Annotated in this window: 17 protein-coding genes and 1 pseudogene; 7 read left to right on the forward strand and 11 right to left on the reverse strand. The window is 55.6% G+C overall.

Annotation, left to right across the window (positions count from 1 at the left end):
* Window positions 1-148: 148 nt before the first annotated feature.
* A complete protein-coding gene (scpB, locus tag AC2IAX_RS10415; protein WP_494390353.1) occupies window positions 149-766 on the reverse strand; it encodes an SMC-Scp complex subunit ScpB in 618 nt (205 codons plus the stop codon).
* Between the two features lie 313 nt (window positions 767-1079).
* On the opposite strand from scpB, the gene AC2IAX_RS10420 reads away from it, so the two are divergent.
* On the forward strand, window positions 1080-1307 hold the full coding sequence (locus AC2IAX_RS10420; protein ID WP_494387447.1) for a hypothetical protein: 228 nt from the start codon (window positions 1080-1082) through the stop codon (window positions 1305-1307).
* 265 nt (window positions 1308-1572) lie between these two features.
* Here the strand turns inward: AC2IAX_RS10420 and AC2IAX_RS10425 are convergent, their stop codons facing one another.
* On the reverse strand, window positions 1573-1698 hold the full coding sequence (locus AC2IAX_RS10425) for a hypothetical protein (protein WP_494387448.1): 126 nt from the start codon (window positions 1696-1698) through the stop codon (window positions 1573-1575).
* 325 nt (window positions 1699-2023) lie between these two features.
* Here AC2IAX_RS10425 and AC2IAX_RS10430 point away from each other — a divergent pair, with 325 nt between their 5' ends.
* Entirely contained in the window at window positions 2024-2938 is a 915-nt protein-coding gene (locus AC2IAX_RS10430) for an alpha/beta fold hydrolase (RefSeq protein ID WP_494387449.1), read from the forward strand.
* Between the two features lie 217 nt (window positions 2939-3155).
* On the opposite strand, the gene AC2IAX_RS10435 is transcribed toward AC2IAX_RS10430, so the two are convergent.
* A complete protein-coding gene (locus AC2IAX_RS10435) occupies window positions 3156-4550 on the reverse strand; it encodes a type IV pilus twitching motility protein PilT (RefSeq protein ID WP_494387450.1) in 1395 nt (464 codons plus the stop codon).
* Between the two features lie 761 nt (window positions 4551-5311).
* On the opposite strand from AC2IAX_RS10435, the gene larC reads away from it, so the two are divergent.
* Window positions 5312-6964, forward strand: coding sequence for a nickel pincer cofactor biosynthesis protein LarC (larC, locus tag AC2IAX_RS10440; RefSeq protein ID WP_494387451.1), 1653 nt, complete (start codon window positions 5312-5314; stop codon window positions 6962-6964).
* 179 nt (window positions 6965-7143) lie between these two features.
* Window positions 7144-8235, forward strand: coding sequence for a M42 family metallopeptidase (locus tag AC2IAX_RS10445; RefSeq protein WP_494387452.1), 1092 nt, complete (start codon window positions 7144-7146; stop codon window positions 8233-8235).
* A gap of 112 nt (window positions 8236-8347) precedes the next feature.
* Here AC2IAX_RS10445 and AC2IAX_RS10450 read toward each other — a convergent pair whose 3' ends face one another.
* Window positions 8348-8692, reverse strand: a complete 345-nt coding sequence (locus AC2IAX_RS10450; RefSeq protein ID WP_099534925.1) for a hypothetical protein — start codon at window positions 8690-8692, stop codon at window positions 8348-8350.
* A 386-nt stretch (window positions 8693-9078) separates the two neighbouring features.
* On the opposite strand from AC2IAX_RS10450, the gene AC2IAX_RS10455 reads away from it, so the two are divergent.
* Together AC2IAX_RS10455 and AC2IAX_RS10460 are read left to right on the forward strand one after the other, a co-directional pair.
* Window positions 9079-9888: a hypothetical protein gene (locus tag AC2IAX_RS10455; RefSeq protein WP_494387453.1), complete on the forward strand. Its 810-nt coding sequence runs from the start codon at window positions 9079-9081 to the stop codon at window positions 9886-9888.
* Window positions 9889-10392: 504 nt separating this feature from the next.
* Entirely contained in the window at window positions 10393-11532 is a 1140-nt protein-coding gene (locus AC2IAX_RS10460; protein WP_494387454.1) for a M23 family metallopeptidase, read from the forward strand.
* 173 nt (window positions 11533-11705) lie between these two features.
* Here AC2IAX_RS10460 and AC2IAX_RS10465 read toward each other — a convergent pair whose 3' ends face one another.
* The 7 genes and pseudogenes from AC2IAX_RS10465 to AC2IAX_RS10495 all read right to left on the reverse strand — a co-directional run bounded on the left by AC2IAX_RS10465 (window position 11706) and on the right by AC2IAX_RS10495 (window position 22748).
* Entirely contained in the window at window positions 11706-13544 is a 1839-nt protein-coding gene (locus AC2IAX_RS10465) for a hybrid sensor histidine kinase/response regulator (RefSeq protein WP_494390354.1), read from the reverse strand.
* A pseudogene (locus AC2IAX_RS10470) lies at window positions 13533-17870 on the reverse strand (PAS domain S-box protein); the annotation flags it as partial. The pseudogene AC2IAX_RS10470 and the gene AC2IAX_RS10465, both read right to left, overlap by 12 nt.
* Before the next feature lie 570 nt (window positions 17871-18440).
* Complete coding sequence (locus AC2IAX_RS10475; RefSeq protein ID WP_494387455.1) at window positions 18441-19802, reverse strand: DNA cytosine methyltransferase; 1362 nt, start codon at window positions 19800-19802, stop codon at window positions 18441-18443.
* 89 nt (window positions 19803-19891) lie between these two features.
* Complete coding sequence (locus AC2IAX_RS10480; protein WP_494387456.1) at window positions 19892-20257, reverse strand: element excision factor XisI family protein; 366 nt, start codon at window positions 20255-20257, stop codon at window positions 19892-19894.
* A 46-nt stretch (window positions 20258-20303) separates the two neighbouring features.
* Window positions 20304-20858: a bifunctional pyr operon transcriptional regulator/uracil phosphoribosyltransferase PyrR gene (pyrR, locus tag AC2IAX_RS10485; RefSeq protein WP_494387457.1), complete on the reverse strand. Its 555-nt coding sequence runs from the start codon at window positions 20856-20858 to the stop codon at window positions 20304-20306.
* 123 nt (window positions 20859-20981) lie between these two features.
* The gene (locus tag AC2IAX_RS10490) at window positions 20982-21266 is read right to left on the reverse strand and encodes a DUF427 domain-containing protein (protein ID WP_494387458.1); all 285 of its coding nucleotides are present in this window, start codon (window positions 21264-21266) and stop codon (window positions 20982-20984) included.
* 141 nt (window positions 21267-21407) lie between these two features.
* On the reverse strand, window positions 21408-22748 hold the full coding sequence (locus AC2IAX_RS10495; RefSeq protein ID WP_494387459.1) for a nucleoside recognition domain-containing protein: 1341 nt from the start codon (window positions 22746-22748) through the stop codon (window positions 21408-21410).
* A gap of 123 nt (window positions 22749-22871) precedes the next feature.
* Between AC2IAX_RS10495 and AC2IAX_RS10500 the strand changes: the two genes are divergently transcribed.
* Window positions 22872-23384, forward strand: a complete 513-nt coding sequence (locus AC2IAX_RS10500; protein WP_190353652.1) for a hypothetical protein — start codon at window positions 22872-22874, stop codon at window positions 23382-23384.
* Window positions 23385-23441: the final 57 nt, after the last annotated feature.

Consider the following 23441-nt stretch of genomic DNA (forward strand, 5'->3'; position numbering starts at 1 on the left):
TCTAGGATCTAGTCAAAACGGTTGATCTTCCATACTCTAACCACCCTAGACAAGGGGCTTAAGCCCCTTGTCCCCCACAATTCGCCAACGGTGGAATCAGGGTTTCAGGCGATTGGACGACAGTTCCTAAAATTCCCAGCTCAGATTCTCAGTCCAGATCTGGATCAACCGAATCCCGATCGAGGTCTTCTGGATCTTCTGGGTCTTCGGCCGCATCCTCATCGGGCGGCAGGCTCGATCGCAACTGATTGAGCGCCAACTCCAACTGCGCGGAATTCTGATTTTCCACATCCAACTGAAAGTAGCGGTGGAACTTTTCGCTCACCTGCACCATGGACGATCGCCCATAGCGCCGTTTTTTCACAAAATCTCGCTCCACCAGCTCCTGCACATGCTGATAGGCTCCGGAGCCGCGTAAATCGACCAAATCCGCCATCGGCAGCGGCCCCTTGAGGGCAATCACCGCCAAGGTTCGCAATGCCGCCACGCCCAAGTCCGCCGGAATCAGCCGCTCCACCAGGGACTGGAATCGATCGCGCAATTGCAACGTGTAGCAGCCCTTGCGCAGTTCCACCACCTCCAACGCCGTGTCCCGCTGGGCATAGTCGTTCATCAAGTCCAGCAAGGCCTCGTGGGCCAGATCTCGCGCACAACCGGCACAGTCGGCAATCTCCGCCAAACTGAGGGGCTGTCCCTTGAGGTACAAAATTGCCTCGATCGTGCTGACCAGCGAGTTTGCCCGTAGGTCGGTTTGTGAATTGGCCAATCCAGACAACGGCGAATCTTCCTTGGTGTTCGTCAATTCTCCATTCAACCAGCACTGATGCCGTGGCGATCGCAATTTTGACCCCAATTTCTCCCCAAAATCCGGTTTCCTGTCCCCCCGAACGAAGAGATTCTAATTAGCTAATTATCACCCAAAATTCGAGGACAGTTAATGAATTGGCACTGAACCGTAAAGGGAATAGGTTCCGGAGAAAGACATCAAAATTCTTACTAAAAATGTTGATTCGTTTTCCTGATTTCGTTGATTTTTTTCAGAAGGAAGGAGCAGCAACGTTCGAGATGGATTTCTTCCTATGCGCCTGTTCCCTTCTGCTTCGATGCTGCTCGGTTTGTGCCTAGCGGTTGCGCCATCGCTGCCGGCGGGCGCAATGACTCCCTTGGTTTCTGAAACCCAAATGACCAATCATCAAGAACTGTCCGTAGAGGCTGCACCCACTGTGGTGCGACGCACTCGGAACTCGCACCGGGGCAGCGGCCGCCGCGATTTTGTGCGGTATGTGTTCGCCAATCCTGCGAGCTAAGGATCGTTTGATGAAGCCTGTAATTGGGGGGTTGATTCCGTTTTCTTTCTAGGATTTTGTTATGCAATTTCCGAGAATTTGATTCCATCAAAAACGGAATTTTCAACCCTCCACCAATCAGCATTAGTCAGAATTAGCTAAAGCATGTTTGCGGTTCGTTTAGCCAGTTCAGTCTGGTATCCAGTAATTCTGAATTAGGTGTGGTGGAGTGTGGTTTTGGGGCGATAGTTCTGAGAGAACAAAGCCAGATCAGAACTTCTGAGAATTACTCCCCCAATGCGTTACGGCGATGATTGGCTTTTGCAGTTGTTAATTGCCGGTTGCCAGTGGCCAGTTGCCATTGCTGATGACCCGTCGCTGTTTTGTTGATTGTTGTTGCGTTGATTGCCATGGTCGCGGTGGATCGAGGCAAATCGAGGCAAATCGAGGCGAATCGAGGTGGATCGGGATCGATCGCCCTGCTCGGAGCCAATTTCGAGGGGCGATCGGGCGATTAGCCTCGATTTACCGTCTCGCTGGGCTGGCGGCCGTGGGGGTCGATCGTAACTTTTTTTCTTTCGGGCAGGGCAGCCAAAATCCGGAACCGTCAAAGGCTGAAACCCTGAAAACCACCACTACCAGACCGTTTCAGATTCTCTAGTCTTTTGCTTGGGAACCGCTTCCCTTGCGCTTCCAAACCGATCCAGGGATCGGGCTGTTCCTGATAGGATCGGAGTATGGCAACCATCACCATTCGCGGCGTTCCCCACAGTTACCGGCTCGATCCCGATCGCCCCACCCGCTGGGCTTTGGTCTTTGTCCATGGTTGGCTGCTCAGCCGCCACTATTGGCAGCCCCTCATTGACCAATTCCAGCCCCATATCCCTTGTTTGTCCTATGACCTGCGCGGTTTTGGGGCATCCCAACCCACCCAGCCCCAGCAATTTTCAACGCCGCGCGAGCGTTACCAAAACTACGCCCCGGCAGCCTATGCCGAAGATTTAAATCGGCTGCTTGAGCATTTGGGAATTGAGACCGCCTGGATTGTGGGTCACTCTCTCGGCGGGGCGATCGCCCTGTGGAGCGCCCACAAATTTCCCGATCGGATTCAAGGGGTCATTTGCCTCAACTCCGGTGGCGGCATTTATCTCAAAGAAGAATTTGAGCGCTTTCGGGCCGTCGGCCAGCGCTTGGTGCAATTTCGGCCCCAATGGTTGCGGGCCTTTCCGGGTCTCGATTGGGTCTTCAGCCGCGACAGCGTGGCCCGCCCGGTGGCCCGCCAATGGGGTCGGCAACGACTGATCGACTTTGTGACCGCCCATCCCGAGGCGGCCCTCTGGACCCTGTTGGAGTCCACCACCGAAGCGGAAGTTCATCGCTTGCCCCAGGTGGTGGCCCAGCTCACCCAGCCGGCCTACTTCATTGCCGGAAACCAAGATTCCGTGATGGAGCCGCGCTATGTGCGCCACTTGGCCAGCTTCCATCCGCTGTTTGACATGTCGGGCGAAAACCTGCGGGAAATTCCCGATTGTGGACATATGGGCATGGTGGAACAGCCCATCCCGATCGCCCAAGAAATCAAAACTATCTTGCAACGCCACGGGGTCGATCGGTGGCTGCAAAACCAACCCGAAGCCCTGAAAAACGTCTAGGCCCGAATCGGAGACAAGGGACTTTCGGGCCTGTCGTCATTTCCTAGGATCAGGCGGAAACGATTGATTTTCCATGTCCCAGTCGTCGCCCCAGTCGTCGTAACAAAATGCTCAAGCCCCTTGCCCCTCACGATGTCGGTACGGTGGAATCAGGGTTTCAGGCGCTTTGACGACAACCGGAGACAAGGGACTTAAGCCCCTTGCCCCCAAACGCAACCTACACCCGACCGCGTAGGAATTGGGCCATTTCATTCGGCGTAGGCGAGTTTTCCAGAGCCGTTTCCTCCGTGATTCGGCCCTCCTGGTAAAGATTAAACAGCGCCTTATTCATGGTGATCATGCCGTCAAACTCTGACTTCAGCATCACCTGGTTAATCTCCTCCATCTCGCCCTTGATGATGTATTCCTTAATCGCATCGGTGGCGATCAAGATGTCGTGGTAGGCCGCTCGTTTTCCATCGGTGGTTTTGCACAACCCTTGGGCAATGATCGCCACCAACGATTCGGCCAAGCTCACCCGCAGGGCCGCGTGCTCATTGGGGGGAAACATCCCCAACACCCGCTCGATCGTCTTGATGGCGCTGTTGGTGTGCAGGGTTCCGCAAACCAAGTGACCCGTTGAGGCCGCCTTCAGGGCGATTTTCATCGTGTCCGCGTCCCGAATTTCTCCCACCAACATGATGTCCGGGTCTTGGCGCAGGGCCCCCTTCAGGGCGTTGAAAAATTGCCGCGTGTGCCGCCCCACTTCCCGGTGCTTGATCAGGGATTTTTGGCTGATATGCACAAACTCCACCGGATCCTCGATCGTGATGATGTGCTTCGCCATGCTCTTGTTGATGTAGTCGAACATGGCGGCCATGGTGGTGGATTTCCCGGAACCCGTGGGCCCCGTCACCAAAATCAAGCCCTTGTGGTAGTGACAAACATCCCGGAACACGGGCGGCAAATTAAGCTGCTCCATGCTCAGAATGGTGGCCCCAATCAGCCGCAACACCATGGCCGGGCCCGCCAACGAATCAAAGCAGCTAATCCGAATCCGCACGAAGCCCAGATCGGCAGCTCCGTCATAGTCCAAATTTTCTTGGAAAAAGGCGATATCTTCTTCGCTCATGATTTCTCCCAACCAACTCATGAAGGTGTCGAGGTCGGTGGTGGGATAGTCCAGGGGCACGATGTCACCGCGCTTGCGGAAGCGGGGCACTTCATTCACTCCCAAGTGAACGTCGGAGCAGCCTTCTTCGTCTGCCCGCTTCACAATGTCAATCATGGTCGGCTGACCAGGGGAGGGCTTGCGCTTGACCGGGGGCGGGGCCACTTGGGCCGCCACTGGAGCGCTGGGGGGCCCTGACTGCACCACAGTGGACGGTGGCGCGGGGGTGGTGACCGTGTTGGCGGCCGGTGGCGGCGGGGCCATGGGCGGCGGCGGAGCCGTGGGGGCCGGCGGTGGGGCCACGCGCGGCGGAGCCATGTTGATCGGGAGGGTTTGCTCGTTGTTCCCGATCGGGGGAGGCGACGGAGGACGACCGGCAACCGGCGGTGGCGGCGGCGGGGCAACCCGGGGCGGTGGCGGCGGCGGCGGCGGGGGAACCGGGGGACGGGAGGCGTTCGTCATGGTCGTTTCCTCGTCGATGTCCTTGAGTGCGTTGAGCCAGTTGGGTGGTTGAGGTCAACTGGGCCGAGGTGGCGTTGAGAGAATGCGATGGTGTGATTGATCGCCCTGGGGAAATTTTCCTGGGAAAGGGCGCGAGAAGACTTCGGGATGAGATGACAAGAAGTCTTCGGGTCGATCGCCCGCTCATCAATTGGGATTGGGGGGCGATCGGGGCTAATCACGCCGTAGCATGATCTGTTGTTTATTGTGGCTCATTGTTGGCCCTGACGGTGCATCAATCATCACTGAATCGGGATCAGCAATTTCACTCTCAAAATCGACCAAAATTCAGACAATTTCGACATTTTTTGAAAACACTGGTGCATTTTTAACTCAGTATTTATACGGGGTGTAATGTGGCAATTTTCTAGATGCATTGAGTTCACTGTTGATTAACCCTCAATCACCAGGAGCCGGAAGAAAACTATGATGAACCCCCGTGGACTGACCCCAACACAACCAAGGGGCCCATCGATCGAACTGATGCGGCCACACGGTCAGATCAAAGCTGACTCATAATCAGTGCATTGGCGGGCACACAAAATTCACGAACACGCTCAGTTCTTGAACGATTAACCAACCAACGGATCTCAAGATTTCATCAACAGATCATCAACAGATCATCAAGACCAACGATCGACCGGCTCCCAAACGGATTGCCAAAGCGCTTGCCAGCAAGATGGCGGGATAGATTTTTCAGACTTGGGCGGAGGGCAAAACAAATGAAGGTGGCCTATTTTGATTGCCCAACGGGGCTGGCGGGGGATATGTGTTTGGGGGCGCTGCTGGATGTGGGTGTGCCCTTGGATTATGTGCGATCGCAGCTCGATCGCCTGGGAATTGCTGAGGAATATCGCCTCAGCAGCCAAACCAAGCACCACAACGGCCAGCGAGCCTTGAAAGCGATCGTGGAGTGGCGATCGCCCGGTGGTTCCTTTCAAGTGGAAGATCCCATGGATGAGCCGGGGGAAGGGACTGAACCATCTGCCCGCTCACCTGAGGCTCTGGGAAATCATGGGCATGAGCATCACGGGCACAAACACGATAATCACGGGCATGAGCATCATGGGCACGAGCATCATGGGCACAAACACGATGATCACGACCATAGCCCTGAGCATCATCATCATCACCACGATCCCCACAACCATCACACCCATCACCACAGCCGCCGTTGGCCAGACATTGAGGCGATGCTGCTGAGTTCGTCGCTACCCGATCGGGTGGTGCAATGGAGTCGATCGATCTTTTGGCAGTTGGCCCAGGCAGAAGGGGCGGTGCATGGGATTGCGCCAGAACAGGTGCAGTTCCACGAGGTGGGGGCGATCGATGCGATCGTGGATGTGGTGGGAACCTGTTTGGGGCTGGATTGGTTGGGGGTTGAGCAGGTTTTCTTTTCCGCTTTGCCCACGGGCGGCGGCACGGTTTGGGCGGCCCATGGACGATTGCCCGTGCCGGTTCCGGCGGTGTTGAAGCTGTTTGAAATGGGACAAGTGCCGGTTTATGCCAACGGGATCGATCGGGAATTGGTGACCCCCACGGGAGCCGCGATCGCCGTGGGACTGGCCCAGGGGTTCGGGTCGCCGCCGGCCATGACCCTTCAGCGGGTGGGGTTGGGCGCGGGCCAGCGATCGCTCCCGTTGCCCAATATCGTGCGGCTGTGGTTGGGGAAATTGGCAGCGCCCGCCGGTTTGGCGGCTCCGTTGGTGCGATCGGCCCCGTTGCCCCCACCGATTTTGCCCGCGCCCCGGAGCGATCGGGGCCCGCAGTCTCCGGCTCCAGGCGATCGCCCCGAGTGGTCTCCCCGGGCTGGTCAGCCATTGACATCAGGGCAGTTTTTGCCGGGTCAATCCGGCCCAGCTTTGCCGGGGCCAGAGAGCCTAGCCAGCCCCCATGATCCTGACCTGGAAACGGTGGCGGTGTTGGAAACCCAAATTGATGATTGCAGCCCCCAGGCGATCGCCTATGCGATCGAGCGGTTGTTGCAGGTGGGGGCCCTGGATGCCTTTGTGCAGCCGGTGACCATGAAAAAATCGCGGGCCGGCGTGGCCATCACGGTGATTACGCCCCTGGATCGGTTCACTGCCTGTGAGGATGTGTTGTTTCAGGAAACCACCACGATTGGGATTCGTCGATCGTTTCAACAGCGCCGTGTTTTGCCGCGCCATTTGGAAGTGGTGGACACGGACTATGGCCCCGTGCGGGTGAAGGTGGCTTGGCAAGACAAAACCCGCAGGACTGTTCAGAATGTTCACCCAGAATTTGAGGATGTGGCCGCGTTGGCACGCGATCGGGCCATTTCTTGGCTGGATATTCACCGAGCGGCTTGGATTGCTTGGGAACAGGCGCGCCGGGCCACGGAGGGCGATCGTTAAAATTCTGCAAGTCAATCATTAAGGTTCTGCGAGTCAAAAAAGTTCTGCAAGTCAAGTCTTGATCAAGGCGAATTTTGTTCAATCAAACCTTGAAGGAATAGTTTGGATTCTTGGATTTTCGATCGCGATCGAGACCCTGCCACCCAGTTCCCCCACCATCCCAGCCCCGTGATCTCGCCATGTATGACGAACTTTTTGCAACCATCAGCGCCCTAGTGATGTGTCATTCGCCCAGCGGGGCCGAACAGGAGGTCGATCGCTGGTTAATCGCTCGTGCCGAGGCGCTGGGGTTGACCTGGAATCAAGACGAGGCCGGTAATTTGATTTTTGTGATTCCCGGGCGCGATCGCACCGCCAAGCCGATCGCCATCACGGCCCACAAGGATGAGATCGGCGCGATCGTCAAAGGCGTTGAGTCCGATGGGCGGGTGCAGTTGCGCAAGCTGGGCGGGGCTTTCCCTTGGGTCTATGGCGAAGGGGCGATCGATCTGTTGGGCGATCGCCAAACCATTACCGGCGTGCTCAGTTTTGGATCGCGCCATGTGTCCCACGAGTCCCCCCAGCGAAATTTGCAGGACAACCAGCCCCTGACCTGGGAGCGGGCTTGGGTAGAAACGGGTCGGATCCCTGCCGAGTTGGCCGCAGCGGGCATTCGGCCCGGCAGCCGCGCCGTGGTGAGCAAACACCGCAAGCAACCGTTGCGCCTGGGCCCGAACCAAATCGCCAGCTACACCCTCGATAACAAGGCTTCCGTGGCGATTTTGCTGGACTTGGCAGCACGGCTATTGGCCCAAGAGCCGCCGGCCATGGATCTATATCTGGTTGCTTCCGCCAAGGAAGAGGTGGGAGCCTTGGGAGCCATGTACTTTGCGCAACAACAGAAGCTGGCGGCCCTGATTGCGTTGGAAATTGCCCCGATCGCCCCGGAATACCCGATCGCCCCGGGGCCCGTGCCGGTGTTGCTGTCCCAGGATGCCTATGGGCTGTATGACGAAGACCTGAACCGGGCGCTACAGGCGGCGGCCGAGCGATTGCACTTACCCATTCAATACGCCGTGATCAGCGGATTTGGCAGCGATGGTTCGATCGCCATGAAATTTGGCCATGTGCCCCGGGCCGCCTGCTTGGGCTTTCCCACCCAAAACACCCACGGTTACGAGATTGCCCATCTGAAGGCGATCGCCCGCTGCACGGACATTCTGATGGAATTTGTGCAGCAACCTTTTCCACCGCCAGTCGAAAAGCCAGTCGAACAGGTGAACGCGCCCTAAGACCGATCACCAAATCGCCTGAAACCTTGATTCCACCGTTGCCAGATCGTGGGGGACAAGGGGCTTAAGCCCCTTGTCCCCCACGATGAGGGTTAAGCAATGACAACCAACCTTAAACCTGCTCTAGGTAATCATTTAGGTCAGACATCAGGCGATCGAGCGCCGTTTCCAAACTGAGCCGAATGCGATCGTCCCGCACGGTCAACAGCACTTTCGCCGCAAAGGGTGATGGCCAAATATTGGGGTTACAAAACACCTCCAAAAACACCTCTCCCGCATGTTGATAGTCCAAATTGGCTTGGGGCGTGGGGCGATCGCCGGGAGTCACCTGGGTGGCGGCCTTGATTCGATCAATCAACCCTTTCAATTCCGTTTGTAATTGCCGGGCCGCAGCGGGTGCATACCCAAAAGCAACGGAGCCAGTTTCTAAATTGAGGCGGCAGGTAGGCGTAGTCATCCACAAAGTTCCTAAAAATAGCCACGCTGCTCCCAACGCAGAACAGCGGGGCCAAACCATGCCCAATGTCCAAAATGGATAGCCGCGAATGATTCAGCCAATGATTCAGCTAATCAGCGCCCAATCTTGAACAAGGGGTTTAAACCTTTTGTTACCACGAATGTTCTAAGGTTTTTGTCAATTCTGGTGAACGAGGGTCAAGGTAAATTGCAACAAATCTAATCCAACCAACAAATCTATAGAATTCGCAAAATCCTCAGAAATTGGGGCGATCGGGTGATTGCTCTGCATTCAACGATTGATTCAATGCCTTTACCCCCAGCCCTCAATCCCCAGGAGTCTGGTTAGGATGGCGATTGACCAAGGTTGAAGACCCCCTGACAGCCATGTTTTCGACTGTTTCAATCTCTCAAATTTCTCGGCGCGTCCTTGGGGCAGCACTGGGTTTAGTTTGCACATTGTCGATCGGCCCCAATGCGGTGCAGGCGAACCCATCCCCGAAGGAGCGCTACAACGAAGCGATTCGGGATGCGGCGGTGGCGGAACCCACCGAGCAGGTGGCGGATCTGATTCCCCTCACGCCGGATAATCCGAATTTGGTTTGGCATCCCGATCGCCAGCGATTGTTGATGGTGACCTGGAAGAGCCAAAGCTCGTTCGATCGCTTCATCAAACCCGCCACCAACAGTTCCAGCAACGAAAACCAACTGATTTGGGTCACGGCGGCTCCCCAGGTACAACAGCTTTGTCGGCAATATCGCCAACAGAATCCCAACGCCACCGAAGCGGATTTGAAACTGCGACTCCAGCAATATTTGGGCTTGGATCCGGCCTGGAACTATGACGTGTTTGTGGAAATGTGGGTGGATGCGCGAGATTTGTTTCGCCCCTGTGCGGATCCGGAAGTGAGCGATCGCCAGTGCCAAGCAGATTTTCCCCAATCCCTGGCGGCGGACTTGCCCAAGGTGGCGGGCATCACCCCCCGATCGGGCATCGCCAACTATCAAACCTTCTTTAAGGGGCTGTATTACCGCAGCATTCGCACCAATCTGCAACCCTTCACCGGCTTGGGCTACACCTACGATTGGGGCAACCCCAACAGCGAAGTGGGAGCCAGCGAATTCATCCTCGTGCCCGGTGCGGCCTACACGATCGAGCGGGCCGTGCCCACGGGGGATTATTGCAAGCCCAACTGAAGCATTCCGAGACTTGCCAGAAGCTCACAAATCATGACGAATCCTGAATAGGATGGGATGATCACGGAACCGCCTGAAATCTCAAACCCGAGAACGAACCGGTTTGGGATGGGGGGTCAGGCGGTTACCTTGCTCGATCGCCCGTTTGGCACAAGGCTTAGAGGATGTCTGAAAAGCCAAAATTGCGACTCTGTCCGCTCCACTGATCGACGTAGACAAGGGGCTTAAGCCCCTTGCCCCCACAACTATTGGTGTTTGGCACAAGGCTTAGGATTCGCAGCGCAGAAGCAAGACAAACTGAACCAGCAACCGGCCGAAAAGTTGCAACCAAAATGGGCCATGGGGGGTCTAAGTCTGAGGAATCGCCATCTCAGTCTTGGTCGGGTCTATTTTTGTCGGGTCTATGGAGTGGTCTCCTGATGGCAACCACATCCTCGGAAGGTTAGGGCAAGGCAGCTTTTTGGCGATCGACTCTGATTTCTCTGAACAATAACGGTGAGTGACATGTTTGCATGGCCCCTAAGGATCGGCTCCTTGATCTTGATCGGCGCGGGGTTGACTTGGGTGGGTCTGAAGGGCCCGATCGGGCAATCGGCCCCTTCAGATTCCCCCGCTTTGGCCCAAGCGGCCGACGCGTCCGCGATCGCGCCGGCCGGCGGTGTCACCAGCATTCCGGCTCCGGAGCGCCCGATCGATGACCGCTTGGCCCAGAGAACGGCCACCGCCCTGTTGCGCCGCCCGATCGATTGCCAACTGGGCAAAGATTGCTTTGTGATGCTCTATCCCGACCACGACCCCAGCACGGGCGAGCGGGATTCCATGTGTCGGCACTTGACCTATGACGGCCACAACGGCACGGATTTTGCAATTCCCTTCTGGACTCCGCAAACGGCTGTGCCGGTGGTGGCCACGGCGGCGGGCACGGTGTCGGCCATGCGGGATGGTGTGCCCGATCGGCGGCTCACTTCCCCCGAGGCACGATCGACCGTGGCGGGCATTGAGTGCGGCAACGGCGTAATGCTGGACCATGGCAACGGCTGGCAAACCCAGTATTGCCACATGAAACAGGGCAGCGTGCGGGTCAAAATTGGCGATCGGGTCCAAGCGGGCAATCCCCTAGGTCTGGTGGGTCTGTCGGGCATGACCACCTTTCCCCATGTGCATGTGACAGTGCGCAAGGATGGCAAGGAAGTGGATCCGCTGTTGGGGGGCGATCGGATTGCGGGCTGCGCAACGGGCAACAACTCCAACACGGTTTGGAATGACGGGGCACGCAACTATGTGGCCACGGGGCTAATTCGCAGCGGCTTTGCCCCCAAACAACCGGTGGAGGATGAGCTGTGGCGCGGCGAGTTCCAAAGCAACCAGATTCCCGGCCAGGCGGAGGCGCTCACCTTTTGGGTTCATGCCTTTGGGGTGCAAAAGGGGGATGTGGAATATTTCAAGCTGTTGGCCCCCGATGGGTCGATCGTCACGGACTATCAACGACCGATCGACCAAGATCACAAACAGTGGATTACCTACGTGGGCAAAGGCACTCGCCGATCGCCCCTGATGCCAGGCACTTGGACCGCTTCCTATCGACTGATGCGGGGTAACCAAACCTTGATTCAGCTCGATCGCCAGCAGGCGGTGGTGCGCTAGGGAGCGAGCCTTGGTCGGGGCGAAGCAACCTAGTAGCACGGCTACCTTAATTCGCTGGGTCAAATTACATGACTGTTACCGTCACCTAATCGTTAAGCAGCAAGGGGCTTAAGCCCCTTGTTACCATGACTGGCTCCGCAACGTTGACCCAAGGCCTTAAGCCTGTCACGCGACTAGCTCGGAAACTGGGGCAGCAGGTTTTGAATCGTGGTCACCAACTGGCGCAGGCGCACCGGTTTCGTTAAATATTCATTGGCTCCGGCCGCCAAACAGCGATCGCGATCGCCCTCCATGGCCAGCGCCGTGAGCGCCACGATCGGCAAGTTGGCATATTCCGAACTTTGCCGCAACAATTGCATCGCCTCCAGGCCGTCCATCCCCGGCATTTGCACATCCATCAACACCAAATCGGGCTGCGATTGCTGCACTTGGGCGATCGCCTCTGCACCATTTTTGGCCAAGATCATGCGATATCCTTTGGCGGTTAAATAACTGACGATCGTATTAACATTGGCCTCTTGATCTTCCGCCAACAAAATGCAGGGCGATCGGCCCCCATCCGTTGATTCAATCACCAGCGATGAATCCAAATTGGCCGGTGACTGATCATCACCAGCCTCCGCGATCGTCCGGCCGGGATGGTAGGGCAAATCGACCGTGAAGCAACTGCCATTCCCCAGCTTGCTGGTGACCCCCACCCGGCCGCCGTGGAGTTCCACAATCCGCTTCACCAGGGCCAGCCCCAGCCCCGTTCCCTCGTATTGACGATTAAGCGAGCTATCAATTTGGACAAAAGGCCGGAACAGCCGATCTAACTGATCCGATGCAATCCCAATTCCCGTATCAATGACGGAAAATCGCAGCCAAGATTGAGGCGATTGAGATTCCTGGGCAGCAAACTGCTCCAGGGAAACCAACAGCGTCACACGCCCATTTTCCGGCGTGAACTTCACCGCATTATTCAGCAAATTAATCAGCACCTGCCGCATTCGTCGTTCATCTAACAATGCGGGGGGTAACTGACTCGGAATTTGGGTTTCTACTTGAATTTGCTTCTTCAGGGCCTGCTGCTTAATGAAGGTCAAACTCGATTGACAAAGGGGCACAATCGGCGTGGGTGCTTGATCCAATTCCAGTTGCCCCGATTCAATTTTGGCCACATCCAAAATGTCATTGATCAGGGAGAGCAAATGGGAGCCGGTGCGCTCGATCGTCCCCAAGGCTTTGCGCTGATTATCATTAATCGGGCCAAAAACCTGTTCCTGCAACCCTTCAGTCATGCCCAAAATGGCATTCAAGGGTGTGCGGAGTTCATGGCTCATGTTGGCCAAAAACTCATCTTTCAGGCGAGTAGCTCGAATTAATTCATCATTGGTGCATTGAAGCTGTTCCTCGGCTTGGCGGCGCTGGCGATCGACCCGATAGCCCTCAATCAGGGTGCTACAGGTGACCAAAAATGGCTCTAGATAACCCACCATGCTCGACTCATAACCGCCGGGCCGGTTGGCAATCCCAATCATCCCCACCAATTGATTGCCTTGATAGAATGGAATGCCTAAAAATGCCTGCAAGGGGGGGTGGCCAGGTGGTGTGCCGCCACTGCGGGGGTCGGTGCTGGGACTGTTGGCAATCACGGGCTTACCGGTCATGATCACAGCGCCAAAGAGCGTGTTCATGTTGGTAAATTGCATTCCCGTTTCATAGTTATCTTCATAGAACTTTTGCGTATTTGCATCCCAAGCGATGTTGGTGACGCTGTGGGATTGCAGGAAGGGAACGCCCTTAATTTTGAGAAAGCCTTCTTCGATCGCGGCGCTACCATCGCCTCGAAATAGCACTTCCCCGATAAAGCCATATTCACTTTCGGTCAGTTCTAATAGGCCATTCAGAAGGCCTTCAAAGATGGTTAATCGATTGGCGGCCGTAATAAATTCCGTTTGGGCTTGGCTGATGGTGGACAGCAGGAAGTTGCTATTTTTGAGGTCAATTTCTGCTCGTTTGCGCGGGGTGATGTCAAAACGAACGGCCAAAAATCGAATCGGTTGTCCTGCGCGATCGAGGAACGGCACGATCGTGCTGTCCACCCAATAGAGCCGGCCATCTTTCGCGCGATTACAAATTTCTCCGCGCCAAATTTGCCCCGCCAAAATGGTGTCCCACAAGTCCTTAAAGAAGGAGGCGGGATGGTGGCCAGACTTCACCAACCGATGGGTTTTCCCAATCAATTCCTCGCGGCTGTAGCCAGAAACCGCGAGAAATCGATCGTTAACATAGGTCATGATCCCTTGGGCATCGGTAATCACCACGATCGCGGAGGCATCCAGCGCCAACTTAAAGGCGGCCAACTCCTGAAGCAGCCGTTCTCGCTCCAGTTCTGCTTGCTTGAGGGGGGTGATGTCTTCGGCAATGCCCGCGAGGCGATAGACCTCTCCTTGGGCATTGCAAATGGGGAACGCCCGATCGCGAATCCAACGCTGTTCGCCATCGGGCCGCAGGATCCGATATTCCTCGTCAAATTCGCCCGCTAACTGTTTGGGAATGGCAGCTAAAACCTGATCGTGATCCAGGGGGTGAATGCTGGCGGCCCAACTGTCGGGGCTGATGTAGAGTTCTTCGCTGGGTCTGCCCCAAATCCGCTCGTAGGCGGGGCTGACGTAGATTCGATTGGTGCGGTTGAGATCCAAAATCCAAAATACCGAGTCCACGGCTTCGGCCAATTGGCGGAATTTTTCTTCACTCTCGCGCAGGGCTTCTTCAGAGCGTTTGCGATCGCTGATGTCCACCACCACGCAAACACAGCTACCGGTTTCGGGCGCAATCATGGCCACGCCAATTAACACCCACACCCAATGGCCATTCCGATGCACGTAGGCCTTTTCCCAAGGGGCGATCGCCTCATGTTGCCGCAGGTGTTCAATGGCCGTGATGTCTTGCGCTCGATGTTCAGGCGGTGTGAGTTCGGCCCAATTTAAGCGCCCGGCTTGCAAGTCCAGGCGATCGTAGCCCAGCATTTCCAAGAAGCAATCGTTGGCATCAACAATCAGCCCCTCAAAATTGGTGAAAATGGTGCCCACCACGTTGGAATCAAACACGCGGCGAAATTTCTCTTCGCTTTGCCGCAGGGCCGCTTCGGCCTGTTTGCGATCGCTGATGTCATAGTTCACGCCGATCATGCTTTGGGGCTGACCTTGGGCATCACAAAGCAGCTCGCCATAGGCCTTGATGTGGCGGACTGTGCCATCGGCAAGCATGACCCGAAACTCGGTGTCGTAACGGGCTTCGCCGCGTGTGGCGGCATAGAGCAACTGTTCGGTGGCCGGTCGATCGTCCGGATGAACGGAACTGGCCCAAATGTCGTAGGGCAGGCGCTGATTTTGGCCGGGTTCCACGGGCACAACCCCATACAGGCTATACATCCGCTCATCCCAAACTAGGGTATTGGCTCGAATATTCCATTGCCAACAGCCGATCGCGCCGGATTCCAGGGCAAGGGTGAGCCGTTGGGACAGGTCGGCCAATTGGCGTTCGGCATTTTTGCGATCGCGAATATCCCGAAAGATGCCTTGCACCAGTTGGGTTTGGCCCACTTGCACGATCGAGCCGGTAATTTCCACCGGAATCGCTTGCTCGTCGGCCCGCTGAATTTGGCCATTGGTGAGCTGACAGGAACCATCCGTAATCACCGTTTGGAAGGCCTGCACCATCTCCTCTTCGCAATCGATCGGGTGCAACTGGGATTGGTGCATCTGGATCAGTTGGGCGCGGTCATAGCCAAACAGTTCCTCGGCCTTGCGATTCACTTCCAGGATTTCCCCTTGGAGGTTGGTCACCACGATCGCGTCACTAGCCCCCGCCATCAGGCCACGATAACGAGCCTCCCGTTCCTGAAGTTGGGCTTCGGCGGCCTTGCGCTCCGTCACATCCCGCACCATCACCAGGGCCGCATCCGCATCACTGCCCACAATCCGCAATTCCTCATCCAGAACGCGATCGCCCAGGATCCGCCGCTGCTCGAGTACTTGCAGTTGGCCGGTTTCGATCGCCCGGTTCACCGCCTCCAAAACCGCCTCTAGCTGATCAGCCGCCACCCAATCGGCCAACTGGGAAAGGGTTGGGGTTTCCGCTGCCTCCGAAGGATCACCGGCCACCTCGGCGCTGAAACGACCCCAGGGATGTTGCACCTGGGTGAGGGTGCTGTAGTCCAGGCATTGGCCCCGAGGGGTCACCCGCAGCAGGCGATCGGGAATGGCCGCCACCATCGCCCGAATCTGGGCTTCCCGAATTTGCAGGGTGGTGGTGCGCTTGGCCACCTGTCGCTCCAAGGACTGATTCAAATCCCGCAGTTGCCACTCCACCTGTTTGCGATCGCTGATGTTGCGCACCAAAACCAACACCTCGTCATCGCGGTAGGGAACCACCCGCACTTCCTCAATCCGCAACACCTCATGGGTGGACAGATTTTGTTCATAGAACTGCACGGTTTTGGTGGCCAAAGCTCGCTGAATGGCTTTCATCCGCTTCCGGGTCGCCACCGGGGGCAGCAATTCCGATACATGCCTGCCCACCCAACTATTCAAATCGCCAACCCGATCGAACTCAGGATTGGCGACAAATTCCAGAAAAATCCCCTCAGCATTCAGCCGCACTAACAAATCCGGCAACGCACTGACCAGGGCCCGTTGGTGGGCTTCCGCTTCTCGCAAGGCGGCCTCGGCCCGGCGACGCTCTTCTAATTCCGCCGCCAAGGCAGCATGGGATGTGGCCTGCTTGAGGGCAATTCCCACCTGCACCCCCAGGGCTTGGAGCAAGTCAATTTCCGTCGCCTGCCAAAGTCGCGGGCGATCGCACTCACTGGCCACCATCAACCCCCACAGGCGATCGCCCACCAGCAAGGGCAAAATCAGTTGGGCCCGCATTTGAAGACTGAGCAGCAAATCTCGGTGGCAGTCTGACAGCGGCGCAGTGGTGACATCCTCCAGCACCCGCACTTGGCCCCGCTGAAAGGGATCCAAAAAAGCCGACCCTAAACAAGCATCCTGAACCCGTCGCCCCAAAAGGGATTGATCTAAATTGCTCGGATCCGCCAAAGCCTCCGCGATCGTCACGCCGCTGCAATCGCCCTCAAATTGATAGACAATCACCCGCGCACAGTTCAGCAGCCGTTGCACTTGCTGCACCGTCGTTTCCAAAATGGTGTGCAAATCCAGGGCATTGTGAATTTGCGTGGCCACCTCCCGCAACAGCGCTTCCCGTTCCGCCTGTTGCTGCAATTGGGCAGTGCGCTCGGCTACCTCCCGCTCCAGTTCCTGCGCTCGACTTTCCAGCAGCGCCAATCGTTCCTGCTCCAACTGCGACACCTGGGTTTCCAGCACCGTCGCCAAGTTGTAAATTTCCAGCGGATTCAAGGCCTGGAGCAGGCGCGTTTGGCTGAGAATGCCCAGCAATTGCCCCTGGTCATTGGTGATCACCAATCGCCGAATCCAGCGATCGGCCATCAACTGTTGTGCCTCCCACAGGCTGGTATGGGGACTGACGCTAAACACCGGACTGCTCATCACCAGATGGGCACTGGTTTGATCCAAGGGCAACCCCAGGGCCTGAAATTGCACCATATCCCGCTCGGTCACCAGGCCCACGGGTGGCCCGCCCATCGGCTGTAGAGATGAGGCAGCAGCAAGATCGCCATCCAGATCGCCATCCAGATCGCTCTCTGATTTCGCTGCCGGATCATCGATCGCCCCAATCGCGTCATGGGCTGGATCCACCAACACCACGCAGCTCACCTGGTTCTCACTCATTAATTGCGCCAATTCCAACAGGGAGGCGTGAGAGCTGGCCACCACAATCGATCGGCTCATCACTTCCTGGACTTGGCGCAACCGCAGCAGGTCGATCGGGCGGGCCAACTGGCGCAAACTTTCCTGGGTAATTAGCCCCAACAGGCGATCGGCCTCATCCACCACGGGCAAATGCCGAATTCGATGTTTCGTCAGCAGATGAATGGTGGAAAACAAATCCGTAAACTCACTCTCCCGCAGCATCACCAGTTCCCGCGTCATCACGGCGGTCACCGGGCGATCAAGCGGGCACTGTTGCGCACTCAAGCGCACCAAATCTCGCTCTGTCAAAATGCCCACCACCCGATCGTCCACCCTCACCAGCACGCAACTGGGGCGAGACCCGATCGCCGCCTTTTGTGGATCTGCCTGAGCCGACGGTAACCCGCTCATCAGGGAAACCACATCCCAGACCGTTGCTGCCGCATCAACCACCAATGGTTGGCGGATGATAGCCGCCCTCAGTTCAGAAACCGTCAGCATAGGAAACGGAAGGGACATGACAGAACTTGTTTTTGAGCGAGAAAAATCGAGCGCATCCGGCTAACGGAGGTCAAAGCAGCTAAATTTGCCCCCAATTAGCTTTAAAACTCCCCCAAAACACAGCAAAAGCCCATCATTTGGCGCGAATACTAGCTTAGGTCTGCCGATCTTGCATCAGACCATCTCCCCACTGGTTCTATCAATTTGTTCTCAGCCTAGGGGAGCGATCGGGATCACAGCCGCAAACAGCATCTCCTAACAGCTAAAGTATCCCAACCAAAAACCCAGGCGATCCCAGACCACCACGATGAGCCTTTGATCAATTCACCTCACTGGAAAGTTATGCAAGATCCACGCCAGCCGCCACGGTTTACCGTCTTAATCAAGCTAGAAATGCTTTTAGATACCCTGAAGGCGATCTGTGACTAAGCCATGATAACTATCGCTTTTCCTCTAAATTTGACGTAAAACGAGCATAGCACGTGGGTTTCTTTACCAAGAGTCACATCTTTATTTTATTTTCAACCCTCTCAAAAAGTCAAAAATGATACCTTATACCGCTAAGCAGTCCCTAGAATCTATCCCAAATTAAAAACAATGCAAAATTGATCGAGCGATCGTTGCAACCACCGGAATGGAAACAGCATTTCCAAATTGTTTCTTAGCGATGCTGCTATTGGGATGGAGCATAAAAGTTTCCGGAAACCCTTGCAGCTTGGCATAATCCTGGGCTGTAAGAGATCGAAATCGACCGGGGTAATAAATTTCTTCCAAAAATTGCTGCTTATAGGTATTGGGTTCACAGCCGCCGAGAGCCGCTGTCGCTACAAAATCACGGGTTCCACTAGCGGTTAGTGTGCCGATCGCCTCAGCAGTCGGCAAGAAAATTCGTGATACGCCCTGAATACCGGTTGAAATTTTGGAGTTTTCAAAATCAAAGCGATCGGCTGTGACTTCTCGCAAAATTTCTTTTTGTACCAAAGCCGTAATTTCAGCCTGGACTAGATCAGGAATCAGCCCTTGAAAATCCGTGAGGGAAAGGGGATTGCCATCTTTGGGGCCATATTTCTTTTTACGGCGATTTCTCAGCAGGGTCATACAGATGAATTTTTCTCGATCGCTCGTTGGAATCAGATCCCAAGAGTGAATGGTGCTGTGGCCATCACGCACATCACTGAACAGGAAAAAATCATTGAGTTCATCAATCTTTTGGAACCGGCCACGGGAAGCGGGAATCTTTTCACCAAAGAGCGATCGCGGCGAAAACTTTAATTTGGGTTCTAAACAGGCAGGTAAATCATCTAAGACTTCATAGAGTTTGCGGGGGCGATCGCTGGCGGCAGGGAACTGAAATTGCCCCGCGCGCTCCAGATCATTACGCAAACCGACTAAAAAGAGCCGATCACGATCTTGCGGCAATCCAAAATCATAGCTACTTAGAACAGTCCAATAAACGTAATAGCCGCTGTCATGGAGCTGGTGAACAATAAAATCTAGACTATTTCGATGGCGGGGTTCCGTGAGTCCTTTGACGTTTTCAAATAAAAATGCCTTGGGTTGCGCCTGACGAACTAGCCGACACACATCAAACCATAGGCGACCGCGTGGATCATCAAATCCCAAGGTTTTACCCGCGATCGACCAGGCCTGGCAGGGAACACCGCCCACCACCAAATCGAGATTGTTGGGTAGCTGATCAACCGCAGAAACATCACCCAAGTTGGGTTCGTGATCAGAACTATCACTCAGAAAGTTTTGTTCATAGGTGGTGATCGCATCCCGATCGATTTCTGCATAGGCCACACAGCAGCCACCTAATTGTTCTAACGGAATCCGAAACCCACCAATCCCTGCAAACAGATCAACAAATTTGAAGGTTGTTGTAATGGCTTGCCGGTGATTGACCGCTAACAAGTCAAATAGATTGGTTTGAACTCCTGTAGCAACCATATTTGATAATCAAAGATTGACAAGCATGATAGCCTAATGTACTGGTCTTAATTTGCTTGAAGCCAATCAAGGTTTTTTTCTGATAAAACCTAAGCTATTACAGACTGTTTCGATGAGCTATTTCTATCAAAATCAAGACGAGCACCAGTGGGGCAATCTGGTAAATATGCCAGGACAATCCTTTCAGGTGAAATTCCCTTTTTGACTAAATCGTAGAAAATTCCCTGTTCCATCCCATCATATTCAATCCTAATCATTTCTTGCTCTAGGACAACGTAGATTAGATTTCCACGAATGCGGTGATCGCGATCCCATCCTGTTTGCATTAGTGCATAACGACCCTGGCGATCATCAAAAATTGTTTCTAGTCGAATTTTGCCGTGAGAAGGCTGGAACTGAGCGTAGTGCTCAATGACTTGTTTAATAATTTCACTGGCTGCTAAGGTTTGATCCATCTTTTTGAGCCAATCGCTCCAAGAAATTTGGCAATTGATTTAGAAACTAATTGACGGGGGCGCGGCTGAGTTCGACCGCATCGCGGCCGTCGAATTCTTGGAGATAAACTTTCACCTTTTCGTCCTTGGCGGTGGGCAGCACTTTGCCGGTGTAGTCCGGGTGAATGGGCAGTTGGCGATGGCCCCGATCGACCAAGGACAACAACCGAATGGACTCGGGCCGGCCATAGTCCAAAGTGGCGTTTAAGGCTCCGCGAATGGTGCGGCCGGTGAAGATTACGTCATCCACCAAAACGGTAATTTTGCCTGTGAGATCGACAGGGATATCGCTGCGTTCGGGGGTGCGGGGGCCAATTTTGTCGAGGTCATCGCGATAGAAGGTGATGTCCAGTGCGCCAACGGGGACGGTTACGCCTTCGAGCATTTCGATTTGGCGGGCCAACAGTTTGGCCAGGGGTACGCCCCGGGTGTAGATGCCCACGAGCACCACTTTGGAGAGGTCGCCCGATCGCTCAACCACTTCGGACGCAAGCCGGTTGACGGTGCGGCGCAACTCGTCGGCGGACAAAATTTCGATCGTGGCGGCAATTTCGGGGGACATATCCGGCGCAAGCTCAGGAAAATCGACAGGGAACAGTCATTGGGACAAGGGGCTGGAGCACCTTGCCTTGCCAGGATGTTAACCGTTTCGCGGTGGGGGCGATCGCGCGATCGCCCCCAATCATTACGCTTCCACCTTCACGCCGCGCCAGAAGGCCACGTAACCGGCAATTTTCTTGGCCGCATCCTTGGGTTCAGGATAGTACCAAGCCGCATCGGGGTTGGTTTGGCCATCCACGGCGATCGTGTAGTAGCTGGCCACGCCTTTCCAGCCGCAGGTGGTGTGGGTGTTGCTGGGTTGGAAATATTCCGCCTTAATCGAATCGGCCGGGAAGTAGTGGTTTCCTTCCACAACTTCGGTGCGATCGCTCTCGGCAATCACGGTTCCGTTCCAAATTGCTTTGGCCATGGGGTTGCTAACTCGTCCTTGAAAGGTGGTTGTGTGGTCTGTTTTTAAAGATAGCGATCCAGGGGCGATCCGTTAAGGGGCTTAACTATCAGTAGACAAGGGGCTTAAGCCCCTTGCCTGGCAAGGTTTCGGGGCGATCGCCTAGGCCGCGCCCGGTAGCAGCAGCCGACAAACCAACACCGAGGCGATCGCACTAACCGCATCGGCAAACAGCCCCACCGGCAAGGCATAGCGCGTCCGAATAATCGCCACACTGCCGAAATAGACCGCCAGCGTATAGAACGTCGTGTCCGATGCACCTTGCATGGTGGAAACCAAATCCGCCAGGAAGCTGTTGGGGTTGGCTTTCACAATTTCCGACATGAAGCCAAACGCCCCGCTACCGGACAGGGGGCGAATCAGGGCCATGGGCAGCGCTTCGGCGGGCATCCCAATCAAGGCGGTGACGGGGGTGAGCAGGTTGGTCAGCAGTTCCAACGCGCCACTGGCTCGAAACATCCCGATCGCCACAAAAATCGCCACCATGAACGGAATCACCCGCACAGCAATTTCAAAGCCTTCTTTTGCGCCCTCGGTCAGGGCTTCATAAACCCGCACGCCGCGAAAGTAGCCAAAAATCAAGAAGCCGCTGATAAACATCGGCAGCACCCAGTTGGAAATGGTGGTGAAACCTTCCAAGCTGAAGACAAAGCCAAAACCGTGTCGCATCACCTTTTGGACGATCGCCCCGAGAAAGGCCAGCACCAACCCACCAAAGACCAGTTGACCAACGCGGCTGGGGGGATGCAACACGGGCGGCGGGGCGGTGTCCACGGCCGGTTCGATCGCCTCGGAATTTTCAGGCGCGTCCGCGATCGGCTCGGTTGGCGCGATTTCTGGGGCCGGGTCGGGCGATCGGCGGGCCGCAAACTTGGCAGCGAGGACGGCGGCCGTAGTCCCGATCGCCGTGGCAATCAAGGTGGTGAGGACAATCGAGGCCGGTTGGGTCGTGCCCGCGCTGGCCCGCACGGCGATCACCTCCAACGGAATCAGCGTCACCGAGGCCGTGTTAATCGCCAAAAATAAACACATGGCGTTGGTGGCCGTACCGGGGTTGGGATTCAGGCGATCGAGTTCTTTCATCGCCTTCAAACCCAAAGGCGTGGCCGCGTTGCCCAAGCCCAGCGCATTGGCCGCCAAGTTCATGATCATGGCGGACATGGCGGGATGCTCCGGCGGCACAGTCGGAAACAGCCGCACCATCACGGGCCGAATCGCCCGGGCGATCGCCTGCATCAACCCAGCTTCCTCCGCCACCCGCATAATCCCCAACCACAGGGCCATGGAACCCACCAGCCCGATCGCCAGTTCCACCGCGCTGCCCGCCCCTTTGAAGGAAGCCTCCGTCAGGGGTTTCATCTTGCCGCCATAGGCCGCCACCACCGTGGCAAAGGCAATCAGAAACAGCCAAATCGGGTTCAGGGGCGAAACTTTCGTTTTCATGGGCCGGGGCAACTCCAGAGAAATTCCCGAGAAATCCCTTGCAGAAATAGCACGATTTGCCCCAGAACGTTTCGGATTTCGTTGCTATAACCGAGGCGTGATCTGGCAATCAATCCAAAGATTATGACCAAGCGCCCCTTAGGTGTGACCATTCTGGCGGGCTTGCAGTTTTTCTATAGTGGTTTTGGGTTCTTGCTCAGTTTGTCGGTGTTGGTGATTCCCCAATGGCGGCAATTTTTAGTGGATAGCACGATCGAGAGCCTCAAACTGCAACTCCAAACCGCCGGTTCCAATTCAGATCCGCAAGCCCAGGCGATGATGCTGGGGATGGTTCCGACATTGATTTTGGTGTTTGGGGGAATTGGGGTGTTGCTCTCGCTGGTGGGGGGATTGCTGGGATATGGCCTTTGGAAGTTGAAGCAATGGGCTTGGATTTTGACATTAATTTGGCAAATTTTGCAGGTTTTGAGTTTGGGACAGTCTCTAGTGAGTTCGATCGCCCTAGGATCGGCTTCAGTTCCGGCCTCAACCCTGTCGCAGTTGGGGTTTCAATTGGCGATCGCCCTTTTGATTTTGTTCTACCTGTTTCGGCCTAAAGTGCGTCAGGCCTTTAAATCGCCTCAATCGTCGGCCTGATGGTGGCTGTTGCCCAGGGGCGGCGGCGCGGAGCAGTTGTTTTTTTTCCAACATTCC

The sequence above is a fragment of the Limnothrix sp. HT2024 genome (genome assembly GCF_059138625.1).